At 63.1% G+C, this 25,604-nt stretch carries 20 protein-coding genes; 16 read left to right on the forward strand and 4 right to left on the reverse strand.

Going from position 1 to position 25,604, the window contains the following annotated elements:
- Positions 1-196: 196 nt before the first annotated feature.
- The 3 genes from C4J94_RS00680 to C4J94_RS00690 are packed head-to-tail and all read left to right on the forward strand — an operon-like array spanning position 197 to position 4,239.
- Positions 197-1,732, forward strand: a complete 1,536-nt coding sequence (locus tag C4J94_RS00680; RefSeq protein WP_124384543.1) for an MFS transporter — start codon at positions 197-199, stop codon at positions 1,730-1,732.
- A gap of 15 nt (positions 1,733-1,747) precedes the next feature.
- On the forward strand, positions 1,748-2,806 hold the full coding sequence (locus C4J94_RS00685) for an HlyD family secretion protein (protein ID WP_124384544.1): 1,059 nt from the start codon (positions 1,748-1,750) through the stop codon (positions 2,804-2,806).
- Positions 2,803-4,239: an efflux transporter outer membrane subunit gene (locus tag C4J94_RS00690; protein ID WP_124384545.1), complete on the forward strand. Its 1,437-nt coding sequence runs from the start codon at positions 2,803-2,805 to the stop codon at positions 4,237-4,239. Before C4J94_RS00685 ends, C4J94_RS00690 begins: the two co-directional genes overlap by 4 nt.
- A gap of 5 nt (positions 4,240-4,244) precedes the next feature.
- Here the strand turns inward: C4J94_RS00690 and C4J94_RS00695 are convergent, their stop codons facing one another.
- The 4 genes from C4J94_RS00695 to C4J94_RS00710 form a co-directional block, all read right to left on the reverse strand.
- Entirely contained in the window at positions 4,245-5,474 is a 1,230-nt protein-coding gene (locus C4J94_RS00695) for a type II toxin-antitoxin system HipA family toxin (protein ID WP_124384546.1), read from the reverse strand.
- Positions 5,452-5,811 carry a helix-turn-helix transcriptional regulator gene (locus C4J94_RS00700; RefSeq protein ID WP_124384547.1) on the reverse strand — a complete coding sequence of 120 codons (360 nt, stop codon included), beginning with the start codon at positions 5,809-5,811 and terminating at the stop codon, positions 5,452-5,454. The genes C4J94_RS00695 and C4J94_RS00700 overlap by 23 nt, the downstream gene beginning before the upstream one ends.
- 219 nt (positions 5,812-6,030) lie before the next feature.
- Positions 6,031-6,735, reverse strand: coding sequence for a DUF3142 domain-containing protein (locus tag C4J94_RS00705; protein ID WP_124384548.1), 705 nt, complete (start codon positions 6,733-6,735; stop codon positions 6,031-6,033).
- On the reverse strand, positions 6,732-8,894 hold the full coding sequence (locus tag C4J94_RS00710) for an outer membrane assembly lipoprotein YfiO (RefSeq protein ID WP_124384549.1): 2,163 nt from the start codon (positions 8,892-8,894) through the stop codon (positions 6,732-6,734). The genes C4J94_RS00705 and C4J94_RS00710 overlap by 4 nt, the downstream gene beginning before the upstream one ends.
- 178 nt (positions 8,895-9,072) lie before the next feature.
- Here C4J94_RS00710 and C4J94_RS00715 point away from each other — a divergent pair, with 178 nt between their 5' ends.
- The 13 genes from C4J94_RS00715 (at position 9,073) to pgaD (ending at position 25,227) form a co-directional block, all read left to right on the forward strand.
- Positions 9,073-10,653 carry a glycosyltransferase family 39 protein gene (locus C4J94_RS00715; protein ID WP_124384550.1) on the forward strand — a complete coding sequence of 527 codons (1,581 nt, stop codon included), beginning with the start codon at positions 9,073-9,075 and terminating at the stop codon, positions 10,651-10,653.
- 32 nt (positions 10,654-10,685) lie between these two features.
- Entirely contained in the window at positions 10,686-10,931 is a 246-nt protein-coding gene (locus tag C4J94_RS00720; protein ID WP_124384551.1) for a DUF2789 domain-containing protein, read from the forward strand.
- A gap of 241 nt (positions 10,932-11,172) precedes the next feature.
- Positions 11,173-11,592: a MarR family winged helix-turn-helix transcriptional regulator gene (locus tag C4J94_RS00725; protein ID WP_124388899.1), complete on the forward strand. Its 420-nt coding sequence runs from the start codon at positions 11,173-11,175 to the stop codon at positions 11,590-11,592.
- Positions 11,589-13,667, forward strand: coding sequence for an FUSC family protein (locus C4J94_RS00730; RefSeq protein WP_124384552.1), 2,079 nt, complete (start codon positions 11,589-11,591; stop codon positions 13,665-13,667). The genes C4J94_RS00725 and C4J94_RS00730 overlap by 4 nt, the downstream gene beginning before the upstream one ends.
- Positions 13,664-13,873 (forward strand): DUF1656 domain-containing protein, encoded by a 210-nt coding sequence (locus C4J94_RS00735; RefSeq protein ID WP_003187469.1) that lies wholly within the window; start codon positions 13,664-13,666, stop codon positions 13,871-13,873. Before C4J94_RS00730 ends, C4J94_RS00735 begins: the two co-directional genes overlap by 4 nt.
- Complete coding sequence (locus tag C4J94_RS00740; RefSeq protein WP_124384553.1) at positions 13,870-14,760, forward strand: efflux RND transporter periplasmic adaptor subunit; 891 nt, start codon at positions 13,870-13,872, stop codon at positions 14,758-14,760. Before C4J94_RS00735 ends, C4J94_RS00740 begins: the two co-directional genes overlap by 4 nt.
- Positions 14,757-16,199 carry an efflux transporter outer membrane subunit gene (locus tag C4J94_RS00745; protein ID WP_124384554.1) on the forward strand — a complete coding sequence of 481 codons (1,443 nt, stop codon included), beginning with the start codon at positions 14,757-14,759 and terminating at the stop codon, positions 16,197-16,199. Before C4J94_RS00740 ends, C4J94_RS00745 begins: the two co-directional genes overlap by 4 nt.
- An 82-nt stretch (positions 16,200-16,281) precedes the next feature.
- The gene (locus C4J94_RS00750; protein ID WP_124384555.1) at positions 16,282-16,914 is read left to right on the forward strand and encodes an NADH:ubiquinone oxidoreductase subunit N; all 633 of its coding nucleotides are present in this window, start codon (positions 16,282-16,284) and stop codon (positions 16,912-16,914) included.
- Positions 16,915-17,166: 252 nt separating this feature from the next.
- Positions 17,167-18,663, forward strand: coding sequence for a YdgA family protein (locus tag C4J94_RS00755; RefSeq protein WP_124384556.1), 1,497 nt, complete (start codon positions 17,167-17,169; stop codon positions 18,661-18,663).
- Between the two features lie 245 nt (positions 18,664-18,908).
- The gene (gene pgaA, locus C4J94_RS00760; RefSeq protein ID WP_124384557.1) at positions 18,909-21,389 is read left to right on the forward strand and encodes a poly-beta-1,6 N-acetyl-D-glucosamine export porin PgaA; all 2,481 of its coding nucleotides are present in this window, start codon (positions 18,909-18,911) and stop codon (positions 21,387-21,389) included.
- Between the two features lie 12 nt (positions 21,390-21,401).
- The gene (gene pgaB, locus C4J94_RS00765) at positions 21,402-23,399 is read left to right on the forward strand and encodes a poly-beta-1,6-N-acetyl-D-glucosamine N-deacetylase PgaB (protein ID WP_124384558.1); all 1,998 of its coding nucleotides are present in this window, start codon (positions 21,402-21,404) and stop codon (positions 23,397-23,399) included.
- Positions 23,400-23,401: 2 nt separating this feature from the next.
- Positions 23,402-24,742, forward strand: a complete 1,341-nt coding sequence (pgaC, locus tag C4J94_RS00770; RefSeq protein ID WP_124384559.1) for a poly-beta-1,6-N-acetyl-D-glucosamine synthase — start codon at positions 23,402-23,404, stop codon at positions 24,740-24,742.
- A 2-nt stretch (positions 24,743-24,744) separates the two neighbouring features.
- Positions 24,745-25,227 carry a poly-beta-1,6-N-acetyl-D-glucosamine biosynthesis protein PgaD gene (gene pgaD / locus C4J94_RS00775; protein WP_124384560.1) on the forward strand — a complete coding sequence of 161 codons (483 nt, stop codon included), beginning with the start codon at positions 24,745-24,747 and terminating at the stop codon, positions 25,225-25,227.
- The last annotated feature ends 377 nt before the right edge of the window (positions 25,228-25,604 follow it).

Raw genomic sequence — 25,604 nt, forward strand, 5'->3', positions numbered from 1 at the left:
ACCTGTAAACCATGTCCCCGGTTAGAAATGTAAACGATGTCCCCGGTTTGTACCGGGGCAAGCCCCCTCCCACTTTAGCTCTACACCCATTTTAGGATTGCGCCTGACGCACTTATAACCTGCCAACAAGTCACTTTTTGTCATGCATTTGCCTGATTAAACTGCTCGGGTATTTCCCATTCCGAGTTACCTGTCCATGACATCCCTCGCTGCTCCCGCCCTCGAGGCCGCAGCCAAGCCCACTGCGCTCAGCCCACCGGTGTTCGGCCCGCGCATCATCATCGGTCTGGTCGGCGTGTTGCTGGCGGTGCTGGTGTCCGGTCTCAACGAGATGGTCACCAAGGTCGCCCTCGCCGATATCCGGGGTGCGCTGTACATCGGTTTTGACGAAGGCACCTGGCTGGTCGCGGCCTACACCGCCACCTCCGTGGCCGCCATGGCGTTCGCGCCGTGGTGTGCGGTCACGCTGTCGCTGCGGCGTTTCACCCTGGGCGCGATTGGCCTGTTTACCCTGCTCGGCATCCTGTGCCCGTTCGCACCGAACTACGAAAGCCTGCTGTTGCTGCGCACCGTGCAAGGCCTGGCTGGCGGCGCGTTGCCGCCGATGCTGATGACCGTGGCGCTGCGTTTCCTGCCGGCCAACGTCAAGTTGTATGGCCTTGCCGGTTACGCACTCACGGCCACCTTCGGCCCGAGCCTGGGCACGCCGCTGGCCGCGCTGTGGACCGAATACGTCGGCTGGCAATGGGCGTTCTGGCAGATCGTCGGGCCGTGCCTGCTGGCGATGGCTGCCGTCGCCTACGGCTTGCCCCAGGATCCGCTGCGCCTGGAACGCTTCAAGCAGTTCAACTGGCGTGGCCTGCTGCTGGGCTTTCCGGCGATCTGCATGCTGGTGATCGGCCTGTTGCAAGGCAACCGCCTGGACTGGTTCGAGTCGGGCCTGATCACCTTTCTGCTCAGTGGCGGTACGGTGTTGCTGGTGCTATTCCTGCTCAACGAATGGTCGCAGCCGCTGCCGTTCTTCAAGTTGCAGATGCTCGGCCTACGCAACCTGGCGTTCGCGTTGATCGTGCTGGCTGGCGTGCTGATGGTGCTGACCTCGGTGATCATCATCCCCTCAAGTTTTCTCGCTCAGGTCCAGGGCTACCGTCCGCTGCAAACCGCGCCAGTGATGCTGCTGATGGCGCTGCCGCAGTTGATCGCGCTGCCGCTGGTGGCGGCGCTGTGCAATCTGCGCTGGGTCGATTGCCGCTGGGTGCTGGGCATTGGCCTGGGCATGCTGGTGGTGTGCTGTCTCGGCAGTTCGCACCTGACCTCGGCGTGGATTCGTGATGATTTTTACGGTTGGTACCTGCTGCAGATCTTTGGTCAGCCGATGGCCGTTCTGCCGTTGCTGATGCTGTCCACCGGCAGCATTCAACCCATCGAAGGGCCGTTCGCCTCGGCTTGGTTCAACACTGTCAAGGGCTTGTCCGCCGTGATCGCCACCGCGGTGCTGGACACGCTGACTACCCAGCGCGGGCATTACCACTCGACCATGCTGGTGGACCGCCTGGGCAACTCGCCGCTGGCCGACGCTGACGCGCCGGGCCTGGCGCACCGCCTGCACGAGCAGGCCGTGGTACTCACGTCTTCGGACCTGTATGTCGTCATGGCGGGCGTCGCGGTGGCGTTGATCCTGCTGATTTTCTGGATGCCCACGCGGATTTTTCCGCCTCGCGCACCGACCTGACCCCAAGGATTTCTCATGAAACGCAAAGACAAAATTGCCGTCTCCGTCATCGCTGTATTTGCCGTGGGCGTGCTGGTGTACCTGGTTGCGCCGGGCATCTTCGGCAGCCAGCGCCAGACCACCAACGACGCCTTCGTCGCCGCCGACTTCACCCTGGTCGCCCCTCGCGTAGCCGGCTTCATCAAGGAAGTGCTGGTGGAAGACAACCAGCGTGTCAAAGCCGGCCAGTTACTGGCGCTGATCGACGATCGCGATTTTCGCGCCGCCGCCCAAGCCGCCGACGCCGACACCCTGGTCGCCCAGGCCCAGCTGAAAAACGCCACCGCGACCCTGGAGCGCCAAAGCTCGGTGATCGCCCAGGCCCAGGCTACCGTGGCGGCGGATCGCGCCGAAGTGGCGTTTGCCGAACACGAACTGAACCGCTACAACCACCTCGCTGGCGTCGGCGCGGGCACTGTGCAGAACGCCCAGCAAGCCAAGACCCGTATCGACCAGGCCACCGCGCGCCTGGCCAAATCCACGGCGGTGCTGGCAGCCGAACGCAAGCAAGTGGAAATTCTCACGGCCCAGCGTGACGCCGCTGAGGGGGGGTTGAAGCGCACACAAGCCGCGCTGGAGATGGCCAGTTATCAGCTGTCTTACACACGCATCGTCGCGCCGGTGGACGGCATGGTCGGTGAGCGTGCGGTGCGGGTTGGCGCCTATGTCACGCCGGGCAGCAAGATTCTCGCCGTGGTGCCGCTGGCCGAAGCCTATGTGGTGGCCAATTTTCAGGAGACACAACTGTCCCACATGCAGGCCGGCCAGGCTGTGCAGGTGCGGGTCGACAGCCTCGATGGCGAGGTGCTCGACGGCCACCTGGAAAGCCTGGCGCCGGCCACCGGAGTGACCTTTGCCTCGGTCAAACCGGACAACGCCACCGGTAACTTCACCAAGGTGGTGCAGCGTATTCCGGTGAAGATTGTGCTTGAGCCGAACCAGCCGCTCACCGAACGCCTGCGGGTCGGTATGTCGGTAGAAGCCAGCGTCGACACCCATGCTGGCGCGCAACACGCTGAGGTGGCCCAACAATGAGACACCTCGCCTGGCTCACCCTGAGCCTGATCAGCTTGAGCGCCTGCACGGTCGGCCCGGATTTCCAGCGGCCACAAGGCCCGCAGATGGCCCAATGGAGTGAGCCGCAGGGGCGTCAGGCGGCCAGCCGCGCCAACAGCGACCCGTTGCAGGAGCGCTGGTGGGACGTGTTCCACGACGAGCAGTTGTCGGCCCTCACACGCCGTGCTCTGAGCGATAACCTCGACCTGAAACTGGCCAGCAGCCGCCTGCAACAAAGCCGTGCCGTGCGCCAGGTGACCACCGCCGAGCGCTATCCGAGCCTCGATGCCGGCGGCGCCTACCAGCGTAAGCGCAACAGTGGCAAAGGCTTGAGCGACCCCTCCGGCGAGAACGGCCGCGCTGCGTTCAACCAATGGGACATGGGCTTTTCCGCCGCCTGGGAGCTGGATTTCTGGGGCCGGGTCAAGCGCGAGACCGAAGCCGCCGACGCCACCCTGGAAGTCGCGGAAAACGACCGCCGCGCCGTGTTGCTGTCGGTGCTGGCCGAGACCGCCCAGGACTACATCCAACTGCGTGGCGTACAGAACACCCGAGCCGTCACCGAGCAAAACCTCGACGTCGCCCGCCACAGCCTCAAGCTCTCGCAACTGCGCCTGGCCGACGGCGTGGCGACGGACCTGGACGTGGCCGAAGCCGCCGCCCAGGTCGCCGCCATCGAAGCGCGCCTGCCGGATTTGCAACAGCGCCAGGACCAATTGATCAACGCCCTGAGCCTGCTGATGGGCGAACCACCGCAGGCCCTGCACGCGCAACTGTCCAAGGACGCCGCCGTGCCGCAGACCCAGCGCCAGGTCGCTATCGGCCTGCCGTCGGAGCTGGCCGAGCGCCGCCCGGACATCCGCCAGGCCGAGGCCCGCCTGCACGCCGCCACCGCCAGCATCGGCGTGGCCAAGGGTGATTTCTACCCACGCATTACCCTGTCCGGCAGCCTCGGCTCCCAGGCCATGCAACTCTCGGATTTCGGCTCCTGGGGCTCGCGCGCCTTGGCCTTCGGCCCGCAATTGAGCCTGCCGCTGTTCAACGGCGGGCGCCTGCAAGGCATGGTGGATCTGCGCGAAGCCCAGCAGCAGGAAGCGGCGCTGGCCTACCAGCAAACCGTGCTGCGCGCCTGGCATGAAATCGACGATCAGTTGACCCGCTACAACGCCAGCCAACTGCGCCGCGACAGCCTCGCCGAAGCCGTGCGCCAGAACCAGATCGCCCTGACCACCGCGCAACACCAGTACGTCGAAGGCGTGGCGGACTTCGTCAACGTGCTCACTGTGCAAAGCGCGCTGCTGGCGACTCAGGAACAGTGGGTGGAAAGCTCTACCGGTGTGTCATTGGCCATGGTCGGCTTGTACAAAGCCTTGGGTGGCGGCTGGGAATCGGTGTACCCGCTCAGCCTATAACGCGTCTACGACGCCGGTCTGAGCGCCGATTCGAACCGGGTGCATACCGTAGAAAGCATGCTGGCATCGGCACCGCTGCAGCCTGCCGCTTCAAAAAAACCGGAGGCTTCTCGCACGACGGCATAGACGTCAGTGACGATGGATCTTGCTTCATCCGTCCCCAACCCAAAGCGCTCGGGCGTACTCAGCAAATTGCTGATAGACGATACCCTTCCCTCATTCCCGATGATGAGCGCCTGCAAGCCTAGCTGCGTTGGGTGGGGCAGCACGTCGAATACTGGCGCAAGGGAGTAGCTCGACGAGTTGGTCAAAAGTAGTCCGGTTTGTTTCAGGTGGTCGTCGCTATTTCCGATGAGCACATTGAACGCCATACGCCGGTAAAGCTCACGCATGTCGAGCGTTGCATCGTCGCTGACCTTCTTCAAAACGTCCGCGATTCTGGAATAGGAAACATCACTATCAACCGCGCCAACGCGCATTCTCGGCTTCTCGACGCTCACCAAAGAGTTACAGCTGACATAGTGCTCGCGCCCCGTTCCTTCATGCCGGTCAAAACGCTCGACCATCAACACCGGTCTGCCGGCTACCTCGACCAACTTGTGCCCCGCTGCCGGTAGACCCGCCGCGTTCGCCATTTGCAGGCTGGCAAATTCAGCACGGGGCTGATCGAAAACATCGTCGCTGCGGCCGAACTTGGCAATCCATTCCTTACCTTCATGGGTCACGGTGACCTTGGGTCTGGCGCCGCCCATGGAGCTTCCGAACTCGAATAGCCGTGCGATTTCCGCAGGGAGGTCCACATCGCCTTTCTCCACTTGATCGAGGCCCACCATGATTTTTTCGAGATCTTCAAATCGTGGCGGCTGATGCAGGGTAGGTAACAGATGGCGCGAAGCACTGAAAAGCAGGCAACCAACCCCGGCACCCCGCGAGGCAAGCAGCCATTCGATGTCGTTTTGCGGATGCTGTTTGTGGGTGGCCAGCAGAACACGCCGACCCCAATTGTCCGGAGTGGCGTCGTCAAGCACCCCAAACATGCGCGTGGAGGAATACTGGTTGGGGGTCAGTGGCAAATTCAGCGGGTCAATCGCGAATGCGTTGGGCCGTGCGAGCCAGCTGTTCGCGTACCGAAAAACGAACCCGCTCCCGTACATGGCCACTTCACCGACGGGAACCGGATCACCGATTGAGTGAGCCGAAAAAACAAATGCATTACCAATCGGCTTCCAGGACATGAGGGTCTCCTTCTGTGCGAATTCGGTCAGGCTCACGGGCGAGGCTCAGGGTAATCCCCACCTGGTCAAGGTCTGGCGATGCGATGCTCGCCATCCCTTCCTCCAGGTCCATCGCGCTGAGCACATTCATCAGTACACCGAGGGACACGCCGGCTTCTCCCTGTCGCAGCCGCTGATACGTCTGCCGGGTGATGCCCGCGCGACTGCATATCGTGGAAATCTTCAGCCGACGACGAATGCGGGCTATTTCGATACCGTTTCCGATGCCTTTCATCAGCTCATCGCTTCGCTCTGAGATGTACCCTTTGTGGGCGTTGGGCTTTTTAGCGGACTGCATGATATATCAACCTTTAATTGGCTAAAGGTAACTTATATCATCCATATTGTTTAATCCAGCTTGAGAAATATCCAGCTCAATGCGAATGCCAGTCCCTGTAGGAGCGAGCTTGCTCGCGAAAGCCTTCCAGGCAACGCGTTCATTCAGGGTAGACGCGCAGGCCCTGAGTTCTTCGCGAGCAAGCTCGCTCCTACAGAGAAGCATTCGGCTCAATGCGATCTAAGGGTTCTGCAAGAACACCACATACCCCCGAAACCACTCGCTCCCCTGCAAATACCCCGGCGCTTGCCAGTCCCCGTCCTGAATCAGGCCAACCTTGAACGGCACGCCCAGCCGGTTCATCCGGGGCAGATACGCGGCGTAGTCGGGAATGCTGTGGCGCCCTTGATAGGTTTGCACCACCACTTCATCCACCACGCCCTTGAGCTGGGCGATGGCGGCGGGGTCGGCGTTGCTGCTCCAGTCCATCAGGCCGGTGATGCTCAGGCGCAGGTCAGCCGGCAGGCGGTGGCGCAGGTCGCGCAGAAAGGCGGCGTATTCGTGCAGGTATTGGGTGCGGGCGTCGAAGTCGATCTGGATGCCGACCACCGGGTTGCCCGCCTCACGCCAGCGTTGCACCTGGCCGAGCAGTTGGGTGTAGACCTGCTCTGGCCATCGCAGGGTGTGGGCGCGGTACACCACCCAGACGTCGCCCTGGGTGATACGCGGCACGCTCATGCCCTGGGCGATCAGGCGCACACCGCGTTGCGGGGCGCGGCGGGTGGAGTTGATCTGGCCCTGAAGGATGTACAGGGTCCTGGCCTGTTTGATTACCGGCTGGGGCGCGACGCCGCTCCACAGCCAGAAGGCGTCGTAGTCGCGGGCGTCAACGGCGCCAAAGGCCGGGCTTGCCAGCAACAGCAGGCCCAGCCACAGGGTTTTCACCAGTAGTACTGCAGCGACTTGCCCCACTGGCTATCGGCGAAACTGGTCTTGAGCTGGCGGAACCAGCCCTTGCGCACGGCGGGTGCCACATCTTCGCCGCCGCAGCTGTTGTAGCCGGCCGGCGCGTAGCAATTGATCGCGCGGAACAGCGCGTAGGCCTTGTCGGTTTTCGCGGCCTTGGGGTTGGCAATCACCTGCTTGTAGCCATCCAGGCGCGAGAAGGTTTCACCTTTGAAATCCGAGGCGGTGCCGCCAAGGCTGCCGGTGGCGCGGGCTTGTTCCAGCGGCATGCCGTCCAGGCCATTGCGCAGGATGAATTCACCCAGGCAGTTGAGGGCCTGCGGATTCTTTGCCTCGCTCTGCAAGTTCGCGGCGGTTTGCGCGATGCTGGGACAGGCGTAGCCGGATTCGGCTTTATCACCGTTCCACTGGAACAGCGTCAGGCTTTGCCCGCTGCTGTAGGTGTAACCCAGGCTGGTACCAAGTTTGTCTTCAGACAGCGAGGCTTGCTTGAGGTCGTCGGCGAATGTGGCGAACTGGCCATGCAGCAGGTCCTTGTAGAGCAGCACGAATTGCGCGGTCTGGCGTTCAGTCGGGTCGCTGGCCTTGGCGATCTGCTGGCGCAACAGGTCGGGCCCGGCGACGTTGCGCAGCAGGATGTAGCGCACCTGCCTGGCACTGATCGGCGAGTCGGCGGCGAATACCTTGGCCAGCTGGCCGCTGCGCTCGTAGTTCATCGCCAGCGCCAGCTCCAGTTGGTCGCGTTGCAGCGGTTGCTTGGCCAGCGGCAGCAGCTGCAGCCACAGTGATTCGGCGCCTTTCCAGTCTTGCTTGGCTTCCAGGGCCAGGGCGCGCAGGGTTTGCTGGCTGAAGGCAAAGTAATCCAGGTTCGACGGCACGTCCGTCGGCAGGTGCTTGAGCGCAGCGTCGGGTTGATGCTCCACGTACAGGGCGTACGCCGCCTGCAGGTAGTCGAACAGGGCCGGCTCGTTGGCAAAGGTGCTCTTTTGCTTGTCGAGGTCTTCGCGGCTCAACAGCGGCGGGGTGTGAGCGCGCATGGCCATCAGGTCGTTGACCAGTTGCAGCATCGGGCTGTTCGCCGCCGAATTGCGGGCCATCAGCAACTTGAGGTCGGCTTCTTCCACCAACGCGTCCACGTCGACATTGCGCTGGGCGTCGGTGGCTTTGGTGAACTGCCAGGTGAAGTCCTCGGCGAGCTTGGTCTGGTCATTCGCCAACCAATGCACGCGGCGCAGCAGGCCACGGGCGGACGCTAAGTAAGCGCCCTGTGGGTAAGTTTTCAGGTAACCGAGAAAGCCTTCTTCGGCGTCGCTCAGTGCGGACTTATCCACCTGCTCGCGCTGGGGCATGCCGTATTCGTCGAACGCTTCGGCCTGGGCCTGGTTCAGCGAGGTGCGCGCGGTCATGTACAGCGCAGTTTCCTTCAGCCAGGGCACCTCGCTGGTCGAGGCGGCGGCGAAACCGCGCTCGGCGTCACCGAAGCGGCCGCCGTAGAAATCAGCGGCGGCCTGCAAATACGTGCGAAACAGTTGGGCGTTGGCCGAAGGGGTCAACTGCGCGTCCACCACCTGCGCGTCGCCGTCACAGGTGGTCAGTAGCTGTAAACGGGCCCTCACCAGCACGTCGCGCTCGGCGGGCGGCATGTCCGCTTTGATCACCTGGCCGATAAACGCGGTGGCGCTGTCGTCATCATTGCTGCGGCAGCGGCTGCCTTCGCCACTGAGGAAGGCTTGGCCTGCGGTGGTGTAGTCCTCACGCTTGATGCCCAGCGGCTGAAGCAGGGTGTCGAGTTCGGCGGTGCGGGAATCGTCGGCTTGGTTATCCGGTTCATCCTCGCCGGCCGGAATCGGCACCAGGCGGTACACCGGAAACGGCACCGGGCCGAAACCCTGGGCCAGGTCGTCTTCGCCCAAGGCATTGGGCGCCAGTGGCGCGGTTTTCTTGTCGGCCAGCAACAGCCGCAGGTTGACCCGGCTGTCGTTGCCTGGGCTGAGGAAGGGCTGGTTGCTGCAGGGTTCGAGACTGTCACGCGACACCCGCCAATCGGGGTAGCACGAGTCGTCGGAACTGGCCTGGGCTGCCAGGGGAATACCGGCCAGCAGGGCCAGAGCCAGAGGTGACAGCAAACCGATGCGCATAACGTTTCCTTGATCCTGGGTCCTTGGAGGACGGCAATCATAGCCTGATCCGACAAGCGCTTCGGTGAAGGCCTACGCAAATTGCTGATTTGTCCGATTCCAGCAGCCAACCCAGGGCTTTTGGCCTAGAGTGGCGCTGGTGTGTGTAGGCAATCAGAGCAATGCCAGGGGAATTGAGGTGCGTCGGTCTGTGGTAGAGCAAAACGAAAATATCCGGGCCGTGCCTGCTTTGAATCGCCTGAGCTGGGACGGCGCGGGTTGGCTCAGCCGCCTCTGGTGGGTGCCGATCCTGGCGCTGGCCATGGCCCTGCGGTTTTACCACCTGACGTCGGCGGCGATCTGGGGGGATGAAGGCTCAAGCCTGTTGCTCAGCGAATACGCAGTGACCGACCTGTGGTTTCACGCCGCCCACGACGTGCACCCACCGCTGTACTTTCTGCTGCTGCGCGGCTGGATCGAGGTGTTTGGCGACAGCATCGGGTCGATCAGAAGCATGAGCGCGATCCCAGGTGCCGTGGTGGTGGGCCTGGGGATCTGGCTGACGCAGCAACTGTCCACCCGTCGCGCCGCAGTCCTGGCCGGACTTCTACTGGCGCTGCTGCCCACAGCGGTGCGCTACAGCCAGGAAGTGCGCATGTACTCGCTGCTCGGCGTCTGGTTGCTGGGCGCTACGCTGGCGCTGGTGTACTGGATGCGCCAACCCGAGCGCACGCGTTATCTGGCCGCTTATGTGGTGCTGATGAGCGCCGGTTTCTACACCCATTACTTCACCGCGCTGTGCGTGCTGGTGCATTGGGCATACCTGGGGCTGCAGCCGCGCGGCCAACGGTTGATCACGCGCCCGGCATGGTGGTTGGCCAACGCCATGATCGTGTTGCTGTATCTGCCTTGGCTGCCGAACCTTTTGGACCTGGTGCAGCACGTCGACCAGCTCAAGGTGGGTGGCGATATTGGCTGGGAAGAGCCGGTCAATCTGCTGTCGCTGCCGTCGATGATCTGGCAGTTCCTGCTGCAGGATGAGGCGGTTGATGTCTGGCCACCGCTGTTCTGGCTCTTTCCACTGCTGTTGATTGCAGTGGTTGCGATCACCGCCTGGCACTCTCGGCCGGCACGCCTGCTGGCGCTGTTCTTCCTGCTGCCGCTGCTGCTGGTGTACGGGGTTTCGTTTATATCCCCGGTATTTATCGAGCGTTATCTCACCGTGTACGCCTTGGGCTTGCCGATCCTCATCGCACTTGCCATCGACCGCCTGCCGTCACGCCTGGCATGGCTGGGTGCAGCACTGTTTGTGCTGGTTGCCGGCGTGGAGCTGCTGGGGTTGAAGAACACATTCACCGTGGATGAACAGAACCAGTTCAACGTGCCGGTGGAGTTCATCAATCGCAATTACCAGGAAGACGATCGCATCGTGCTCAGCGACATGATGTGGTATTTGAGCTACGTGTATTACGACCAGACCGATGCCCAGTTGCAGCTGTTCACGCCGCCCAAGCCCGACGGAACCTCGACCCGGCCGAACGCCTATGGTTTCGGCACCCTGGTGGACCAGGACGGCGGGCGCATCTACCTCGACCACTTGTCTGCACTGCCCGCCGACACGCGCCGGGTGTGGCTGGTGAGCAGCAACGAAGCGCCCGATGAATTCGCGCCGTTGCCAGGCGGCTGGCGCGAACTCAGCCGCCAGGAGGGCGGCGGGGCGAGGGCGAGGTTGTTCGTGCTGTGCAACGTACCCGCACCGCAACCCGAAGGCTGCCGCTAGACTTTCCCCAACCTGCTTATGAGGAGCCCACCATGGAATCGCCCGTACACAGCCTGCCAGCCTTGTTCAAACAGCTGGGCCTGCCGGATGACCCGGTCAGTATCGAGCAATTCATCGCGGTTCATTCACCGCTCAAGCCCGAATTGAAACTGGCGGATGCGTTTTTCTGGAGCGATAGCCAGAGGGCGTTTTTGCGTGAGGAAATTCTGGAGGATGCGGATTGGGCAGTGGTGGTGGATGAGTTGAATGTGATGTTGCGGGGCGGGCGAGGGATGTAACAGATGATCGTCCCAACGCTATGTGGGAGGGGGCTTGCCCCCGATAGCGGTGGGTCATTCAGCAGGTTGTCGACTGGTTCACCGCAATCGAGGCAAGCCCCCTCCCACATTTTTTGACCGCTCCACTCATCCGCGAAAGTGTTTCAAAACTTGACGATCCTCCGGTCATCCACCATATTGATAGTTAGCAAACTAACTGTATGCGAACTATCCCGTGTCTCATTCCCTCGAACAACTCCAGATGAACCTCAGCAGCAGCATGGTGGTGGGCGCCCGTAACTGGCGCAAAATCTGCCAGACCACGCTGGTGAGCTATGGCATCTCCGAAGCCTGCGCCGTGCCGCTGTTGATGATCGGCCGTTTGGGCGACGGTGTGCACCAGGTCAAGGTGGCCCAGGCATCCGGCATGGAGAGCCCGTCGCTGGTGCGCTTGCTCGACCGGCTGTGCAATGACGGCTATGTGTGCCGCACCGAAGACATCCACGACCGTCGCGCGAAAGCCCTGAGCCTCACCGAGCGCGGCCGTGAGCTGGTGCAGGCGGTGGAAGCGCAACTGGTGCGCCTGCGCAAGGAAGTTCTGGTGGATATTGCCGCCACCGACCTGGAAGCCGCACTGCGCGTGCTGCGGGCCTTCGAAGCGGCCGAGGCGGTTGCGCCTTGAACGGGTTCTTTACCGGCTTTCCGCCCGCGCGCGACTGGTTCTACGGCGTGCGTACGTTCGCCGCCTCGATGATCGCGCTGTACATCGCCATGCTCATGCAAATGCCGCGTCCCTACTGGGCGATGGCCACGGTGTATATCGTCTCCAGCCCCTTTGTCGGCCCCACCAGCTCCAAAGCGTTGTACCGCGCCATCGGCACCTTGATGGGCGCGGCGGCGGCGGTGTTTTTTGTGCCGATGTTCGTGCAGTCGCCCTATATTCTGGTGGTGGTGATCGCCCTGTGGACGGGCACCTTGCTGTTCCTCTCCCTGCACCTGCGCACCGCCAATAACTACGCCTTGATGCTGGCCGGCTACACTTTGCCGCTGATCGCCCTGCCGGTAGTGGATAACCCGCTGGCGGTGTGGGATGTGGCTGAGGCGCGTACCGAAGAAATCTTCCTCGGCATCGCCGTGGCTGCCGTGGTGGGCGCAATGTTCTGGCCGCGTCGCCTGATGCCGGTGTTCGATGGCTCGGTGGCCAAGTGGTTTACCGACGCCCAGGTCTACAGCCAGCGCTTTCTCACCCGCGATGTGGACCCGGAAGCGGTCAGCAGCCTGCGCGGCGGCATGGTTGCCACCTTCAACACCCTCGAATTGATGATCGGCCAGTTGCCCCACGAAGGCGCGCGGCCGCAGACGGTGCGCAACACCAAGGAACTGCGCGGGCGCATGATTCACCTGTTGCCGGTGATCGACGCCCTGGACGATGCGGTGTACGCCATCGAACACCGCGCCCCGGAGTTTCTCGATCAGCTCACACCGCTGCTCAAAGAGGCCAACGCCTGGCTCGACAGCACCACCCAGGCCGCACCTCTTGAACGCTGGCGCGAACTGCGCGACAAGATCGACGCCGCGCAACCCCAGGGCGAAGCGCTGGACGACCGCCACACGCTGCTGTTCTCCAACGCCCTGTACCGCCTCGGCGAATGGGTCGACCTGTGGCAAGACTGCCGCACCCTGCAAGCCGCCATCGGGTGCGAAAGCCAGGACACCTGGCGCGCCGTGTACCGTCACTGGCGCCTGGGCCGGCTCACGCCCTTCCTCGACCGTGGCCTGATGTTCTACTCGGCGTTTTCCACCGTCACCGCGATCATCGTCGCCTCCGTGCTCTGGATCCTGCTGGGCTGGACCGACGGCGGCAGCGCGGTGATCCTGGCCGCCGTCGCGTGCAGCTTTTTCGCCTCGATGGACGACCCCGCGCCGCAGATCTACCGGTTCTTTTTCTGGACCGCGATGTCGGTGCTGCTGGCCAGCCTGTACCTGTTCCTGGTGCTGCCCAACCTGCACGATTTCCCCATGCTGGTGCTGGCGTTCGCCGTGCCGTTCATCTGCATCGGCACTCTCACCGTGCAGCCACGGTTTTACCTGGGCATGCTACTGACGCTGGTCAACACCTCATCGTTCATCAGCATCCAGGGCGCCTATGACGCCGATTTTCTCAACTTCGCCAACGTCAACCTGGCCGGCCCGGTTGGCCTGCTGTTTGCCTTTATCTGGACCCTGATTGCGCGGCCTTTCGGTGCGGAACTGGCGGCCAAGCGCCTGACCCGTTTCAGCTGGCGCGACATCGTCAGCCTTACCGAACCTGCGACCCTGGCCGAACACCGGCACATGGCCGCGCAAATGCTCGACCGCCTGATGCAGCACCTGCCGCGCCTGGCCCTTACCGGCCAGGACACCGGCACCGCCCTGCGCGACCTGCGCGTGGCGCTGAACCTGCTCGATCTGCTCGCCTATTCGCCGCGCATCCTCGGCGTACCTCGTGTGCTGCTCAACCAGGTGGTCGAAGGCGTGGGCGGTTATTTCAAGGCCTGCCTCAAGGCCGGTGAACGCTTGCCTGCGCCCAGCGGTCTGCTGATGACCCTGGACCGCACGCGCCGCGCCCTCAACGGCCAAGGCCTGCAAGACGACGGCGACACGCGCCTGCACCTGCTGCACGCCCTGGCCGGGCTGCGCCTGGCACTGCTGCCTGGCGTGGAATTCATTGGCGGTACAGAGATGCAAGCGCCGTTACCGGATGGAGCGCCTTTATGATCGGTGACCTGGATATCAGCGGTGTCTTCCTGCCCACGCTGCTGGTGCTGATGGGCATTACGTATGTGTTGTTTCTGGTGGTGCACGGGTTGTTGACGCGCATGCACTTCTATCGCCTGGTCTGGCACCGGGCATTGTTCAATGTGGGGCTCTACGCGCTGTTGCTGGGCGCGGTGGACTCACTCAGTCGATACCTGATGACATGAAAAAACCTTTTTTGACCATCGGCCGTGTAGTCCTGACGTTGCTGATCGTGAGTTTCGCGGTCGTCGTTGTGTGGCGCATGGTCATGTACTACATGTTTGCACCCTGGACCCGTGACGGGCACATCCGCGCCGACATCGTGCAGATCGCCCCGGACGTGTCCGGGCTGATCCAGCGGGTGGACGTGCGCGATAACCAGCTGGTGACCAAGGGCCAGGTGCTGTTCGCCGTCGACCAGGACCGCTTCAAGCTGGCCCTGCGCCAGGCCCAGGCCGCCGTCGCCGATCGTCAGGAAACCCTGGCCCAGGCCCAGCGCGAGTACAAGCGTAACCGTGGCCTGGGCAACCTGGTGCCCAGCGAGCAACTGGAAGAAAGCCAGTCCCGCGTGGCGCGTGCCCAGTCAGCCCTGGCCGAGGCGCAAGTGACGGTGGATTCGGCGCAGCTCAACCTCGACCGCTCGGTGATCCGCAGCCCGGTGGACGGCTACGTCAACGACCGCGCGCCGCGCACCCAGGAATTCGTCACCGCCGGGCGCCCGGTGCTGTCGGTGGTGGACAGCAATTCCTTCCATATCGACGGCTACTTCGAAGAGACCAAGCTCGACGGCATCCGCGTCGGCATGGGTGTGGATATCCGCGTGATCGGCGACAACGCCCGTCTGCATGGGCATGTGCAAAGCATCGTCGCCGGTATCGAAGACCGCGACCGCAGCAGCGGCTCCAACCTGCTGCCCAACGTCAACCCGGCGTTCAGCTGGGTGCGCCTGGCCCAGCGGATTCCCGTGCGTATCGCCTTTGACGATGTGCCGGCGGACTTTCGCATGATCGCCGGGCGGACGGCGACGGTGTCGATCATCGACGACAAGGCCAACGACGGAGCCCAGCCATGAAGCAACTGCTGGCCGCCGCTGCGCTGGGGGTGTTGCTGTCGGCCTGCCAGGCGGTAGGCCCGGACTACTCGCTGCCGGACACTGCCGCCATGAACCGGGGCGACCTGCAAGGCGCCATCGCGGGGCAGGGTAAGAATGTGGTGTCGGCGCCCGTGCCGACGGACTGGTGGAAGCTCTACAACGACCCGCGCCTGGATGAGCTGGTGCGCCAGGCCATGGCCTCCAACACCGACCTGCGCGTGGCCGCCGCCAACCTGCAACGCGCGCGCTACCAGACCCAGCAGGCCGAATCCGCAGGCGGCTGGAGCGCCGGCGCCAAGGCCGAAGCGCAGCGCCTGCAAGAATCCGGCGAAGCCTTCTTGCTGGCCGACAAAGTGCCGGTGGACAACATCGGCAGCGTGGGCATCACCACCTCGTACCAATTCGACCTGTTCGGCACCTTGCAGCGCGGCATCGAAAGCGCCCAGGCCAGCGCCGATGCGGCCCAGGCGGCCGCCGATATCGCGCGCATTACCCTGGTGGCCGATGTGGTGCGTTCCTACACCCAGGTTTGCGCGGCCAACGAAGAGCTGGCAATCGCCAACCAATCCCTCGACCTGCAAGCGCAAAGCACCCAGCTCACCCAGCGCCTGCGCGACGCCGGGCGTGGCGATGAAACCCAGGTGACGCGCTCGCAAACCCAATACAAATCTCTGCGTGCCGAGATGCCGCGCTACGAAGCGGCGCGCCAGGCGGGGCTGTTCCGTTTGTCGATGCTGCTGGCCAAACCGCTTGATCAGCTGCCGGCCGGTACCGGCAATTGCGCCGAGCTGCCGCACATCGCTCAGCTGTTGCCGGTGGGCGACGGTGCGGCGCTGCTCAAGCGCCGCCCGGATGTACGCCAGGCCGAACGCCAACTGGCCGCTGCCACCGCGCGCATCGGCGTAGCCACCGGCGCCCTGTATCCGGACATCGCCATCGGCGCCACGGTGGGCACGGTGGGCCTGCTCGACAACCTCGGCCAGCCGGCGACCAATCGCTGGGGCTTTGGCCCGATGATCAGTTGGACGGTGCCGACCAACGGCGCGCGTGCGCGCATCCACGAAGCCGAAGCCGCGACCCAGGGCGCCCTGGCGCATTTCGACGGGGTGGTGCTCAACGCCATCCGCGAAACCCAAACGGGCCTCGCGCAGTACACCGCCATGTTGCAGCGCCGTGAGGCGCTGGCCGACGCCGAACGCTCGGCGCGTGAGGCGGCGGACCAGACCCACCGCTTCTTCCAGGCCGGGCGCGAGTCGTTCCTCGCCGACCTGCAAGCCACCCGCACCTACACCACCATGCGCGCGCAATTGGCGGCGGCCAACACCCAGGTTGCGATGAGCCAGATCGACTTGTTCCTGGCCCTGGGTGGTGGTTGGGAAAGCGGACGAACGCACGCTGTAAAACCCGGCAAACCATGAGGTGATTGCTATGCTTTGTCAGGTGAGGCGCCGTGAAGCCTCGCTTGACACTGCTCGCGTTTGCTCTTGGGGATTGCATTCAATGAAAAACCCTTATGCTCCCGCTTTCTGGTGCGTGCTCTTCGCACTGGTGCTGTTATCGGCCGCGTATTTCTACGGGGTCATGCTCGCCCACCAACTCGACAAGGCCATGGTGTTTCTCGACAGCGCCTGCCTGGTCATCGGCACCTTGTCCATCGGCGTGGTGGCCTGGGCGTCCTATCAAAACCAGCGCGTGAAGCGAAAACTGCTGGAACAAGGCAAGACCCGCGTCGCGATCTGGGACACCAAGGTTGCCCTGCGCCGGGTCGAGACCGTGTTCGACCGCTATTTCTGGGGCAGCTACTGGCAACCCGGTCGCACCTTCCAGGAAGTCATGGGCGACCTCACCGGCACGCCTCTGGAAAAAAGCCTCGAAGTCCTGAAAAAGCAGTGCGTGGTGCTCGACCGGCAGGTGGCGGAGGGCAGGCATTGGCTTAATAACGCGCGGGAATTGTCCGATGTGGCCACGCAAATGGCCCGTGAGCGCTACCAGCTGGACTTCTGTGATCCCAAGGCCGACACCCCCGGCAATGCGGTGATACACCGCGAGTTTGAGGTGCTGGTCTACACCTGGACGGCGCGCCTGAGGAGTTTCGATCACCAATTGGACGAAATCGAGCTGGAGTACTCCTGAACTCCTGCTGAACTGATCCCTCTGAAAGGCTGGGCCGTTTGCGCCCGCCAGTGCTAATCTTCCCCGGCCTTTCGGCCATACGGGCCAGTACTGTAGGAGCGAGCTTGCTCGCGAAGAACGTCAACGATAACGCGTGCATTCTGAATAAACGCGGTGCCGATGAGTTTTTCGCGAGCAAGCTCGCTCCTACAGGAACCCCATAGGGTTCAAGGAAGACAGCCCACTTCTCACAGGATTTGATCAGGTCACTTCATGAATAAGCCAGCAGTCGTTCTTTTGGGTTTCGTTGTCGCCGTTGGCGTCGTCAGTGCAGGCGGCGCCTGGTACACCGGCAAGCAACTGGAGCCGGTTCTGCAAACCGCGATCCAGAACGCCAACAAGGAACTGCAGACCTCCATGGCCGGCGTTGACGGCAGCGTGTCCCTGGAACTGGTGTCCCTGGACCGTGGCGTGTTCAGCAGCACCGCCCACTACCGCCTCAAGGGCCAGGGCAGTGTGTTCGGCGAGCAAAACCCGAACCCCGAGCTGCTGTTCGTCGACCATATCGAACACGGCCCGCTGCCGTTCTCGCGCCTGGTCACCCTGAAGTGGCTGCCGGTCATGGCCACCAGTCACTACGAACTGGAAAAGAACGCCACCACCGAACAGTGGTTCGCTGCCAGCAAAGACGTGTCGCCGCTCAAAGGCGTGGCCAATATCGGTTACAGCCGCTCGGTCAACGGCAACGTCGAACTGTTGCCCCTGGAGTTCAAGGACGACAAATCCTCGGTGAGCTTCTCCGGCGCCAACCTCGACTTCGACAGCAGCGCCGAAGGCCAGAAGGTCAAGGCCGACGGCTACATGAACAGCCTCAAGGTCGCGGCCGTCGATGCCAATGGCGACGCGTTCGAAGCTGAACTGGCCGGCCTGACCGTCGCCAGCAACCTGGCCAAATCCACCTTCGGTTTCTACACCGGCCAGAACACCATCGAGCTGACCGACACCAAGGTCACCTTCGGCCCGCAGAAAGCCGTGCTGACCCTCAAGGGCTTCGAGCAAAAAGACTCCAGCGAAACCAAGGACAACAACCTGGCCGGCCGCGTCGACTACAAAATCGACGAAATCGGTTACCAGGGTAAGCCTGTGGGCTCGGCCGCCATGGCCGTGAGCATGAAGAACGTCGATATCCCGGCGATGCTGGTGCTGACCAAACTCTATCAGGACAAAATGCAGCCGGTGCAAGCCGCCGCCGCTGCCGGCCAACCCGCGCCGGAGCTGCAACTCACCGAAGCCGAGCAGACCCTGGCCGAAGCCAACGTCAACCAGGTGCTCGCTGCCAAGCCGCAACTGGCCGTGGAAAACCTGTCGCTGAAAACCACCCACGGCGAAAGCAAGTTCAATTTGGTGCTGGACCTGGCCAAGCCGGCTTCGATGGAACTGCCGCCGGTTGAGCTGGGCAAGCAGATGATCTCGCTGCTGGACGCCAACCTCACCCTGTCCAAGCCGATGATCGGCGACGTGGCCGCGCTGCAGGCGCAGGTCGGCGGCGTGACCGACCCGAAAGCCATCGAACAGCAATCGCAGATGGCGGCCGAGATGGTCAGCGGTGTGGCGATTGGTACTCAACTGGCAACCCTGGAAGGCACCGATGTGGTGTCCAAGCTGCACTACGCCAATAACGAAGTGACCCTCAACGGCCAGAAGATGACCGTTGAGCAGTTCATCAGCTTCGTCATGTCCAAAGCCGGCGCCATGGGCGGCGCCCAGTAAGCCAGCCTGGAATGCGGTAAAAAATGTGGGAGGGGGCTTGCCCCCTCCCACATTTTGTTTTGTGTTCGGCAAAAAATCCCTTTCAGCCAATTCTGAACAATTGTTCTGAATTGCCCTTGCCACTGGCTGGCTAAGAGATAGTTCCTCACAGGAAAGCTAGGTCGGGTCCCGAAACGCCGACACCCTGATGCACATCGCTCAGGATCACCTATCGTTGCAGCTTTCCTTGTAAGGAAGCTGACGACATGCTGCCAATCCATTCACTCAGTGCTTCAGGCCGGTTGCGGCTGCTCATCGCAGCAGCCCTGTGCAGCCAATTGCTCGTGCCTGCCTGCGCCGTGGCCGACCCCGCCTATGACGCCCTGATCATCCAGGCTCGCAACGGTCACTTCACGCCGGCCCTGACTCAACTGCGCCAGCTCTCCGCCGAACGTCAAACCCCAGGCCAGGTCAGCGATCACCTGGTAATCGCCGGTTGGGCGGGGCAGGACGCTGAAGTGCTGCAGGTGTACGAAGGCCAGGGGAAAAATCGCAACCTCACCAGTCAGGCGTTGGCCACGGTGGCGCGCACCTATCGCAACCAGAAGCAGTGGGCCAAGGCCGAGGCGGTCTACCGCCAGGCGCTGTCGCGCGAACCGAATAATATCGACCTGCAACTGGGCCTGGCGCTCACCCAGGCCGATGGCGGCAAAGCCAGCGAGGCGGTGCAACGCCTGCGCGCGCTGGTGGCGGCGCAACCGAACGACCCCAACCGTCGCATGGCCCTGGGCTACGCGCTGAGCCGTGCCGATTTGAACTACGACGCGCTGTTCGAATTCGACCAGGCGTTTATCCGCGCCGGCGACAAGCCCGACGTGGCGCGTGAATACATCGTCGCCCTGCAAAAGGCCCGCCTGCCGGAAGCTGCGCTGCGCTTGTCGGCCAAGCGCCCAGGCCTGGTGGACGCGGTGACCCAGCGCCGCCTGGAAGGTGACTTGGCCGCCGAGCGCGTGCGCATCGCCGAGTTCGCCACGCGCACCGAAAAAGAACGCTACGTGGTGGCCGACCGTGCCCTCAACGACTACGACCGGCTGATCGCCCGCTGGGCCCCGGACGCCAGCGCCCATGACGACGTAGTGCGCTGGCGCATCGACCGCCTGGGTGCGCTCAAGGCACGGGCGCGCACCGCTGAGGTGATTCGCGAGTACCAGACCCTCAACAGTGAAGGCGTGCAGCTGCCCACGTATGCGTTGCGTTGGGTCGCCGCGTCGTACCTCGACCAGCGCCAGCCGGAAAAAGCCGAGCCGCTGTATCGCCAGGTGTTGAACGCACCGGATGCCGACGCCAGTTACCGCGTCGACGACAGCACCGCGTTGTTCTACGCCCTGCTGGAAAGCGACAAGGTCGAGGATGCCCGCCAAGTCGCGAACACCCTGGCCAACGAACAGAAACCTCGCGTCGAACTCAAGGGCCTGCCGATTGGCAACCCCAATGACAACTGGATGGACGCGCAGCAACTGTCCGCCCAGGCCGGCACCTTCGGCGGCGACCTCCCGGGCAGCGAAGCCAGCCTGGAAGCCTTGGTGGCCAAAGCGCCGGGCAACGTCGGCCTGCGCCTGGCCCAGGCCGACATGTACCGCGCCCGCGACTGGCCGCGCCGCGCCGAAGGCACCCTCAAGGAAACCGAAGCCCAGGCCCCCCGCGACATCGGCCTGGAGGTTTCCCAGGCCTACACCGCCATGGACCTGCAGGAGTGGCGCCAGATGGACGCCCTCACCGACGATGTGGTGGCGCGCAACCCGGACAACCGCCAAGTGCAACGCCTGAGCCGCCTGCGTGATGTGCACGACATGGCCGAACTGCGCGTCGAGGCCTACACCGGCAAAAGCTACGGCGGTGGTAACAACAACGACGCCGGTGCCGTGGCCGGTAGCCGCGACTGGGGCATCGAAAGCGTGATCTACACGCCGCCCATCGACGAAGACTGGCGCCTGTTCGCCGGTGCCGGCTACGCCACCGCCGACTTCAGCGAAGGCACCGGCCAGCACCGTTGGCAGCGTGTGGGCGTGGAGCGGCGCACCCGCGACATGACCCTCGAGGCCGAAGTGTCCAACCATTCCTATGGCGATGGCTCCAAGCAAGGCGCGAGCGTGTCGATTGCCCGCGACATCAACGACCACTGGCAGTACGGAGGCAGCCTCGGCTACCTGCTCAGCACCACGCCGTTGCGCGCCTTGAACGACGGCGTCACGGCCAACGGCGGCAGTGGCTTCATCCGCTGGCGCGCCAATGAAAGCCGCGAATGGAAACTGACCCTCAGCCCGTCGCACTTCAGCGACGGCAACGACCGCTTCGAAGCGCTGCTCAGCGGCCGCGAGGGCATTTACAGCTCGCCCCATGTGCAAGTCGACCTGGGCCTGGAAGTCGGCGCCAGCCGCAACAGCAAGGAAGACACCGTGTACTTCAACCCGAAATCGGACTTCACGGTGTTGCCGGTGATCAACATCAATCACGTGCTCTATCACCGCTACGAGACGCAGTGGAGCCAGCAGTTCCAGATCGGCGCGGGTACCTACAGCCAGCGTGACTATTCCACTGGCGGCATCGGCCTTATCGGTTACGGCCAACGCTTTCGCTGGAACGACGTACTGGAAATGGGCGCCAACCTCAGCCTGATCAGCCGACCTTATGACGGTGATCGCGAACGCGATCTGCGTCTGCTCGTCGACCTCACTTACCGTTTCTAGAAGAGCCTGACCATGACCGTCCTCAGCCGTTGCTTGTTGGTCCTGGGTGTAATGCTGGCCGCCGCCTGCGCCCAGCAACCCGCGCCCTATACCCCACCCGTGCAGCGGCCAACCGCGCCGAACGAAGCGCCGTGGCCGAAAAACCATTTCCTGGGCATCGCCTACCACGACGTCAATGATCGCGACCCCGATCAGGCGGTGGTGGCGGTGCGCACTGAGCGCTTGATCGAACAACTGGCCTGGCTGCGCGAGAACGGTTACCAGGCGGTCAGCGTCGACCAGATCCTGAAGGCCCGCAGCGGCGGCCCGGAGTTGCCGCCCAAGGCGGTGATGCTCAGCTTCGACGACGGTTATGCGAGCTTCTACACCCGTGTGATGCCGATTTTGCGCGCTTACCAGTGGCCGGCTGTGTTGGCGCCGGTGGGCTACTGGATCGACACGCCGCTGAACAAACCGGTGGACTTCGCCGGCTCACCGCGCCCGCGTGGAGAATTCCTCACCTGGCAGCAGATTCGTGAAGTGTCCCAATCGGGCCTGGTGGAAATCGCCGCGCACACCGACGACAACCACAAAGGTATCCTCGCCAACCCCCAGGGCAACCTGGAGCCGGCGGCGACCTCGCTGCGTTTTGATCCGGCCACCGGCCGCTATGAAAGCCAGACGCAGTTCGACGCACGGATGCGTGCCGATGTGGCGGCCATCTCTAACAAGATCCAGACCGTCACCGGCAAGAAGCCACGGGTCTGGGTGTGGCCGTACGGCGCGGCCAAGGGCACTTCGCTGGCGATCGTCAGCGAGCAGGGCTACCAGATGGCCCTCACCCTGGAAGACGGCCTCGACAGCCTCGGCAACCTGATGAACAGCCCGCGCTTTCTGGTGGCCTCCGACCCGGACGGCGAGCATTTCGCCAACAGCATCGTCGCGGCGCAAACTCCGGCGCCGCTGCGCGTGTTGCACGTGGACCTGGATAACGTCTACGACCCCGACCCGGCCCAGCAAGCGCGCAACCTCGACCAGCTCGTCCAGCGCGTTGTCGACATGGGCGCCGGCACGGTATTCCTGCAAGCCTTCGCCGACCCGAAAGGTGACGGCCTGGTGCATTCGCTGTACTTCCCCAACCGTCATTTGCCGGTGCGCGCCGACCTGTTCAACCGCGTCTCCTGGCAGCTTCACACCCGCGCCCATGCTGCGGTGTATGCATGGATGCCGGTGCTCAGTTTTGCCCTCGACCCCAAGCTGCCTCGCGTGACTCGCTGGGACCCGCAAACCGGCAAGCTGGGCGCCGACCCCGATCAGTACAAACGCCTGTCGCCGTTCGACCCGCAGGTGCGCAAGATCATCGGCGAACTCTATGAAGACCTCGCCCGCAACAGCGCCATCGACGGTGTGCTGTACCACGACGACGCCGTGCTCTCGGACTTCGAAGACGCCAGCCCCGCTGCGCTCAAGGCGTACGCCGCCAATGGCCTGCCGGGCAACATCGCCGCCTTGCGCGCAGACCCGGCAACCCTGCAGCGCTGGACCCGCTTCAAGAGCCGCTACCTGATCGACTTCACCCAGGAGCTGACCACCAAAGTCCGCGCCATCGCCGGGCCGCAGGTGCAGACCGCGCGCAACATTTTCGCCGAACCGATGCTCAACCCGGCCAGCGAAGCCTGGTTCGCGCAGAACCTCGATGACTTCCTGCAGGCCTACGACTGGACCGCGCCGATGGCCATGCCGCTGATGGAAGGCCAGTCCCTGGAAAACTCCAACGCCTGGCTGGAAAAACTCGTCGCCACCGTCAAGGCCCGCCCCGGCGCGCTGGAGCGGACCGTGTTCGAACTGCAAGCCAAGGACTGGCGCACCCAGGCCGCCCCGGACATCGACGCGGCGCAAATGGCTGAATGGATGGGTGTGCTCAAACGCCAGGGGGTCAAGAGCTTTGGCTACTACCCGGACAACTTCCTGGAAAACTCCCCGGACCTGAAGACCGTGCGTCCGGCCCTTTCCAACCAGTGGAACCCTTGATCATGTTCGACAGAATCCTGGCTTTATTCGTGTTGGCGCTGGTACTGGGCGTGCCCCTGGGCCTGATCTTCCTGGTTACCGGGCAGTTCCTGATGGACTTCGTGTTTTTCTACCCGTTGTTCATGTCCGCGCTGTGGATCGCCGGCGGCCTGTACTTCTGGCTGCACTGGGAACGCCACTGGCCGTGGAAGGAAGACACCCCGGCGCCGACCCTGGCCGGCAACCCGCTGATCTCGATCATCATCCCTTGCTACAACGAAGGCGATAACGTCGCCGACACCATGGCGGCCGCATTGGCCCAGGTGTATCCGAACATTGAGGTGATTGCAGTCAACGACGGCTCCAGCGACAACACCGCCGCCGTGCTCGACGCGTTGGCGCTGCAACACCCACGCCTGCGCGTGCTGCACCTGGCGCAGAACCAGGGCAAGGCCGTGGCCCTGCGCATGGGGGCAGTGGCCGCGCGCAGCGAATACCTGGTGTGCATCGATGGCGATGCGTTGCTCGACAAGAACGCGGCGGCCTACATGGTCGCGCCGATGCTCGACAACCCGCGCCTGGGCGCCGTGACCGGCAACCCGCGCATCCGTACACGCTCCACCCTGATCGGCCGCGTCCAAGTGGGCGAGTTCTCCTCGATCATCGGTTTGATCAAGCGTACCCAGCGCGTGTTCGGGCGAATCTTCACCGTGTCGGGCGTGGTGGTGGCCTTCCGTAAAAAGGCGCTGGACCGCATCGATTACTGGAGCACCGACATGATCACCGAGGACATCGATGTCAGTTGGAAGCTGCAGCTCGACCACTGGGCGATCTTCTACGAACCGCGCGCGCTGTGCTGGATCCTTATGCCTGAAACCGTCGGCGGCCTGTGGAAACAGCGGCTGCGCTGGGCCCAGGGCGGGGCTGAAGTGCTGTTCAAGAATATCCGTGGCATCTGGCAATGGCGCCATCGCTACCTGTGGCCGCTGCTGTTCGAATACTGCCTGTCCACCGGCTGGGCGTTCACCTTCCTGCTCTCGGTGTTTTTCTGGGGGCTGGGTAAATTCATGGTGTTGCCGCAGGCGATTACCGTCGACTCCCTGGTGCCGCCAGCATTTACCGGGCTGGTGCTGGCGATGGTGTGCCTGCTGCAATTCGCGGTGAGCATCCTGATCGACCGCCGTTATGAAAAAGACCTGTGGAAAACCCTGTTCTGGACCGTGTGGTACCCGATGGTGTTCTGGCTGGTGAGCCTGTTCACCACGCTGGTCAGCTTTCCCAAGGTGTTGTTCAACCAGCACCAGCAACGCGCCCGCTGGGTCAGCCCGGACCGTGGTATCAAACCTGCCCAAGAGGAGGCGTGACGATGAAACTGGTCAGAACCCGCCAGAACCTGGTGATGTGGATTATCGATGTGTTGCTCACCCTGCTGGCCTGGGGCGGCCTGGTCTGGCTGCTGGCCCGGGGCATGAACGCCATGCTCGAAACTCACGGCGGCCCGCGCCTGGAAGCGCCGATCTTCGCCGCGCTCAACACCCTGCAGACCTACCTGTGGATCGCGCTGTTCAACGCCGTGATCCTGATCGCCTGGGCGCGCTACCAGCAACGCAAAGGCCGCAAGTTCGCCCAGCGTCGCGCCGAAGCGAATGCCCTCAGCGACCAGCACCTGAGCAAAAGCTTCAACCTCGGCGAGGGCGACCTCGAACAACTGCGTCGGCCTGGCGTGCTGGTAATCCACAACGACGAAGAGGGCGGTGTGGAAGGCGTGAAGGCCCACGTGTCCCGCGACGTCGAACGCCCCGGCCTGGCCCTGGTGCCCGGCGCTGAAAAAGACAAAGGCATTGGCTAGCCTCAATTGCAATGTGGGAGGGGGCTTGCCCCCGATAGCGGAGTGTCAGCCACAAATATCTGGCTGATACACCGCCATCGGGGGCAAGCCCCCTCCCACATAGGCCATTTCAAATTTCAAAAAGTGGTGGTGGTTCAAACCCTGCTGCTGGAATTCCGATAAGTGGGATCCAATTCACAAAACCCCCGCGAACTTTCCTCCAATCCTCGGTACTAACCTAACTCGACGACACCTGATGGCTAAATAATGGCGATTAAGGATTGATCAGTCGAACCACCATCGAAACAGCCGCCGCCGGTCGGATTAAACGTCTCAGCAATCCCATCGGAAGCTGCCCGATGAATATTTATTTTTATTAATCAAGAAGTTAGTCGGAT

Origin of the sequence: Pseudomonas sp. R5-89-07, from assembly GCF_003851685.1 — a bacterium.
In the GTDB taxonomy this organism is placed as follows: Bacteria; Pseudomonadota; Gammaproteobacteria; order Pseudomonadales; family Pseudomonadaceae; genus Aquipseudomonas.

Bases quoted from the DNA above. Each gene is read 5' to 3' on its own strand.
- C4J94_RS00680 (WP_124384543.1), top strand. From the start codon at position 197: ATGACATCCCTCGCTGCTCCCGCCCTCGAGGCCGCAGCCAAGCCCACT.
- C4J94_RS00685 (WP_124384544.1), top strand. From the start codon at position 1,748: ATGAAACGCAAAGACAAAATTGCCGTCTCCGTCATCGCTGTATTTGCC.
- C4J94_RS00690 (WP_124384545.1), top strand. From the start codon at position 2,803: ATGAGACACCTCGCCTGGCTCACCCTGAGCCTGATCAGCTTGAGCGCC.
- C4J94_RS00695 (WP_124384546.1), bottom strand. From the start codon at position 5,474: ATGTCCTGGAAGCCGATTGGTAATGCATTTGTTTTTTCGGCTCACTCA.
- C4J94_RS00700 (WP_124384547.1), bottom strand. From the start codon at position 5,811: ATGCAGTCCGCTAAAAAGCCCAACGCCCACAAAGGGTACATCTCAGAG.
- C4J94_RS00710 (WP_124384549.1), bottom strand. From the start codon at position 8,894: ATGCGCATCGGTTTGCTGTCACCTCTGGCTCTGGCCCTGCTGGCCGGT.
- C4J94_RS00720 (WP_124384551.1), top strand. From the start codon at position 10,686: ATGGAATCGCCCGTACACAGCCTGCCAGCCTTGTTCAAACAGCTGGGC.
- C4J94_RS00725 (WP_124388899.1), top strand. From the start codon at position 11,173: ATGAACCTCAGCAGCAGCATGGTGGTGGGCGCCCGTAACTGGCGCAAA.
- C4J94_RS00735 (WP_003187469.1), top strand. From the start codon at position 13,664: ATGATCGGTGACCTGGATATCAGCGGTGTCTTCCTGCCCACGCTGCTG.
- C4J94_RS00740 (WP_124384553.1), top strand. From the start codon at position 13,870: ATGAAAAAACCTTTTTTGACCATCGGCCGTGTAGTCCTGACGTTGCTG.
- C4J94_RS00745 (WP_124384554.1), top strand. From the start codon at position 14,757: ATGAAGCAACTGCTGGCCGCCGCTGCGCTGGGGGTGTTGCTGTCGGCC.
- C4J94_RS00750 (WP_124384555.1), top strand. From the start codon at position 16,282: ATGAAAAACCCTTATGCTCCCGCTTTCTGGTGCGTGCTCTTCGCACTG.
- C4J94_RS00755 (WP_124384556.1), top strand. From the start codon at position 17,167: ATGAATAAGCCAGCAGTCGTTCTTTTGGGTTTCGTTGTCGCCGTTGGC.
- pgaA (WP_124384557.1), top strand. From the start codon at position 18,909: ATGCTGCCAATCCATTCACTCAGTGCTTCAGGCCGGTTGCGGCTGCTC.
- pgaB (WP_124384558.1), top strand. From the start codon at position 21,402: ATGACCGTCCTCAGCCGTTGCTTGTTGGTCCTGGGTGTAATGCTGGCC.
- pgaC (WP_124384559.1), top strand. From the start codon at position 23,402: ATGTTCGACAGAATCCTGGCTTTATTCGTGTTGGCGCTGGTACTGGGC.
- pgaD (WP_124384560.1), top strand. From the start codon at position 24,745: ATGAAACTGGTCAGAACCCGCCAGAACCTGGTGATGTGGATTATCGAT.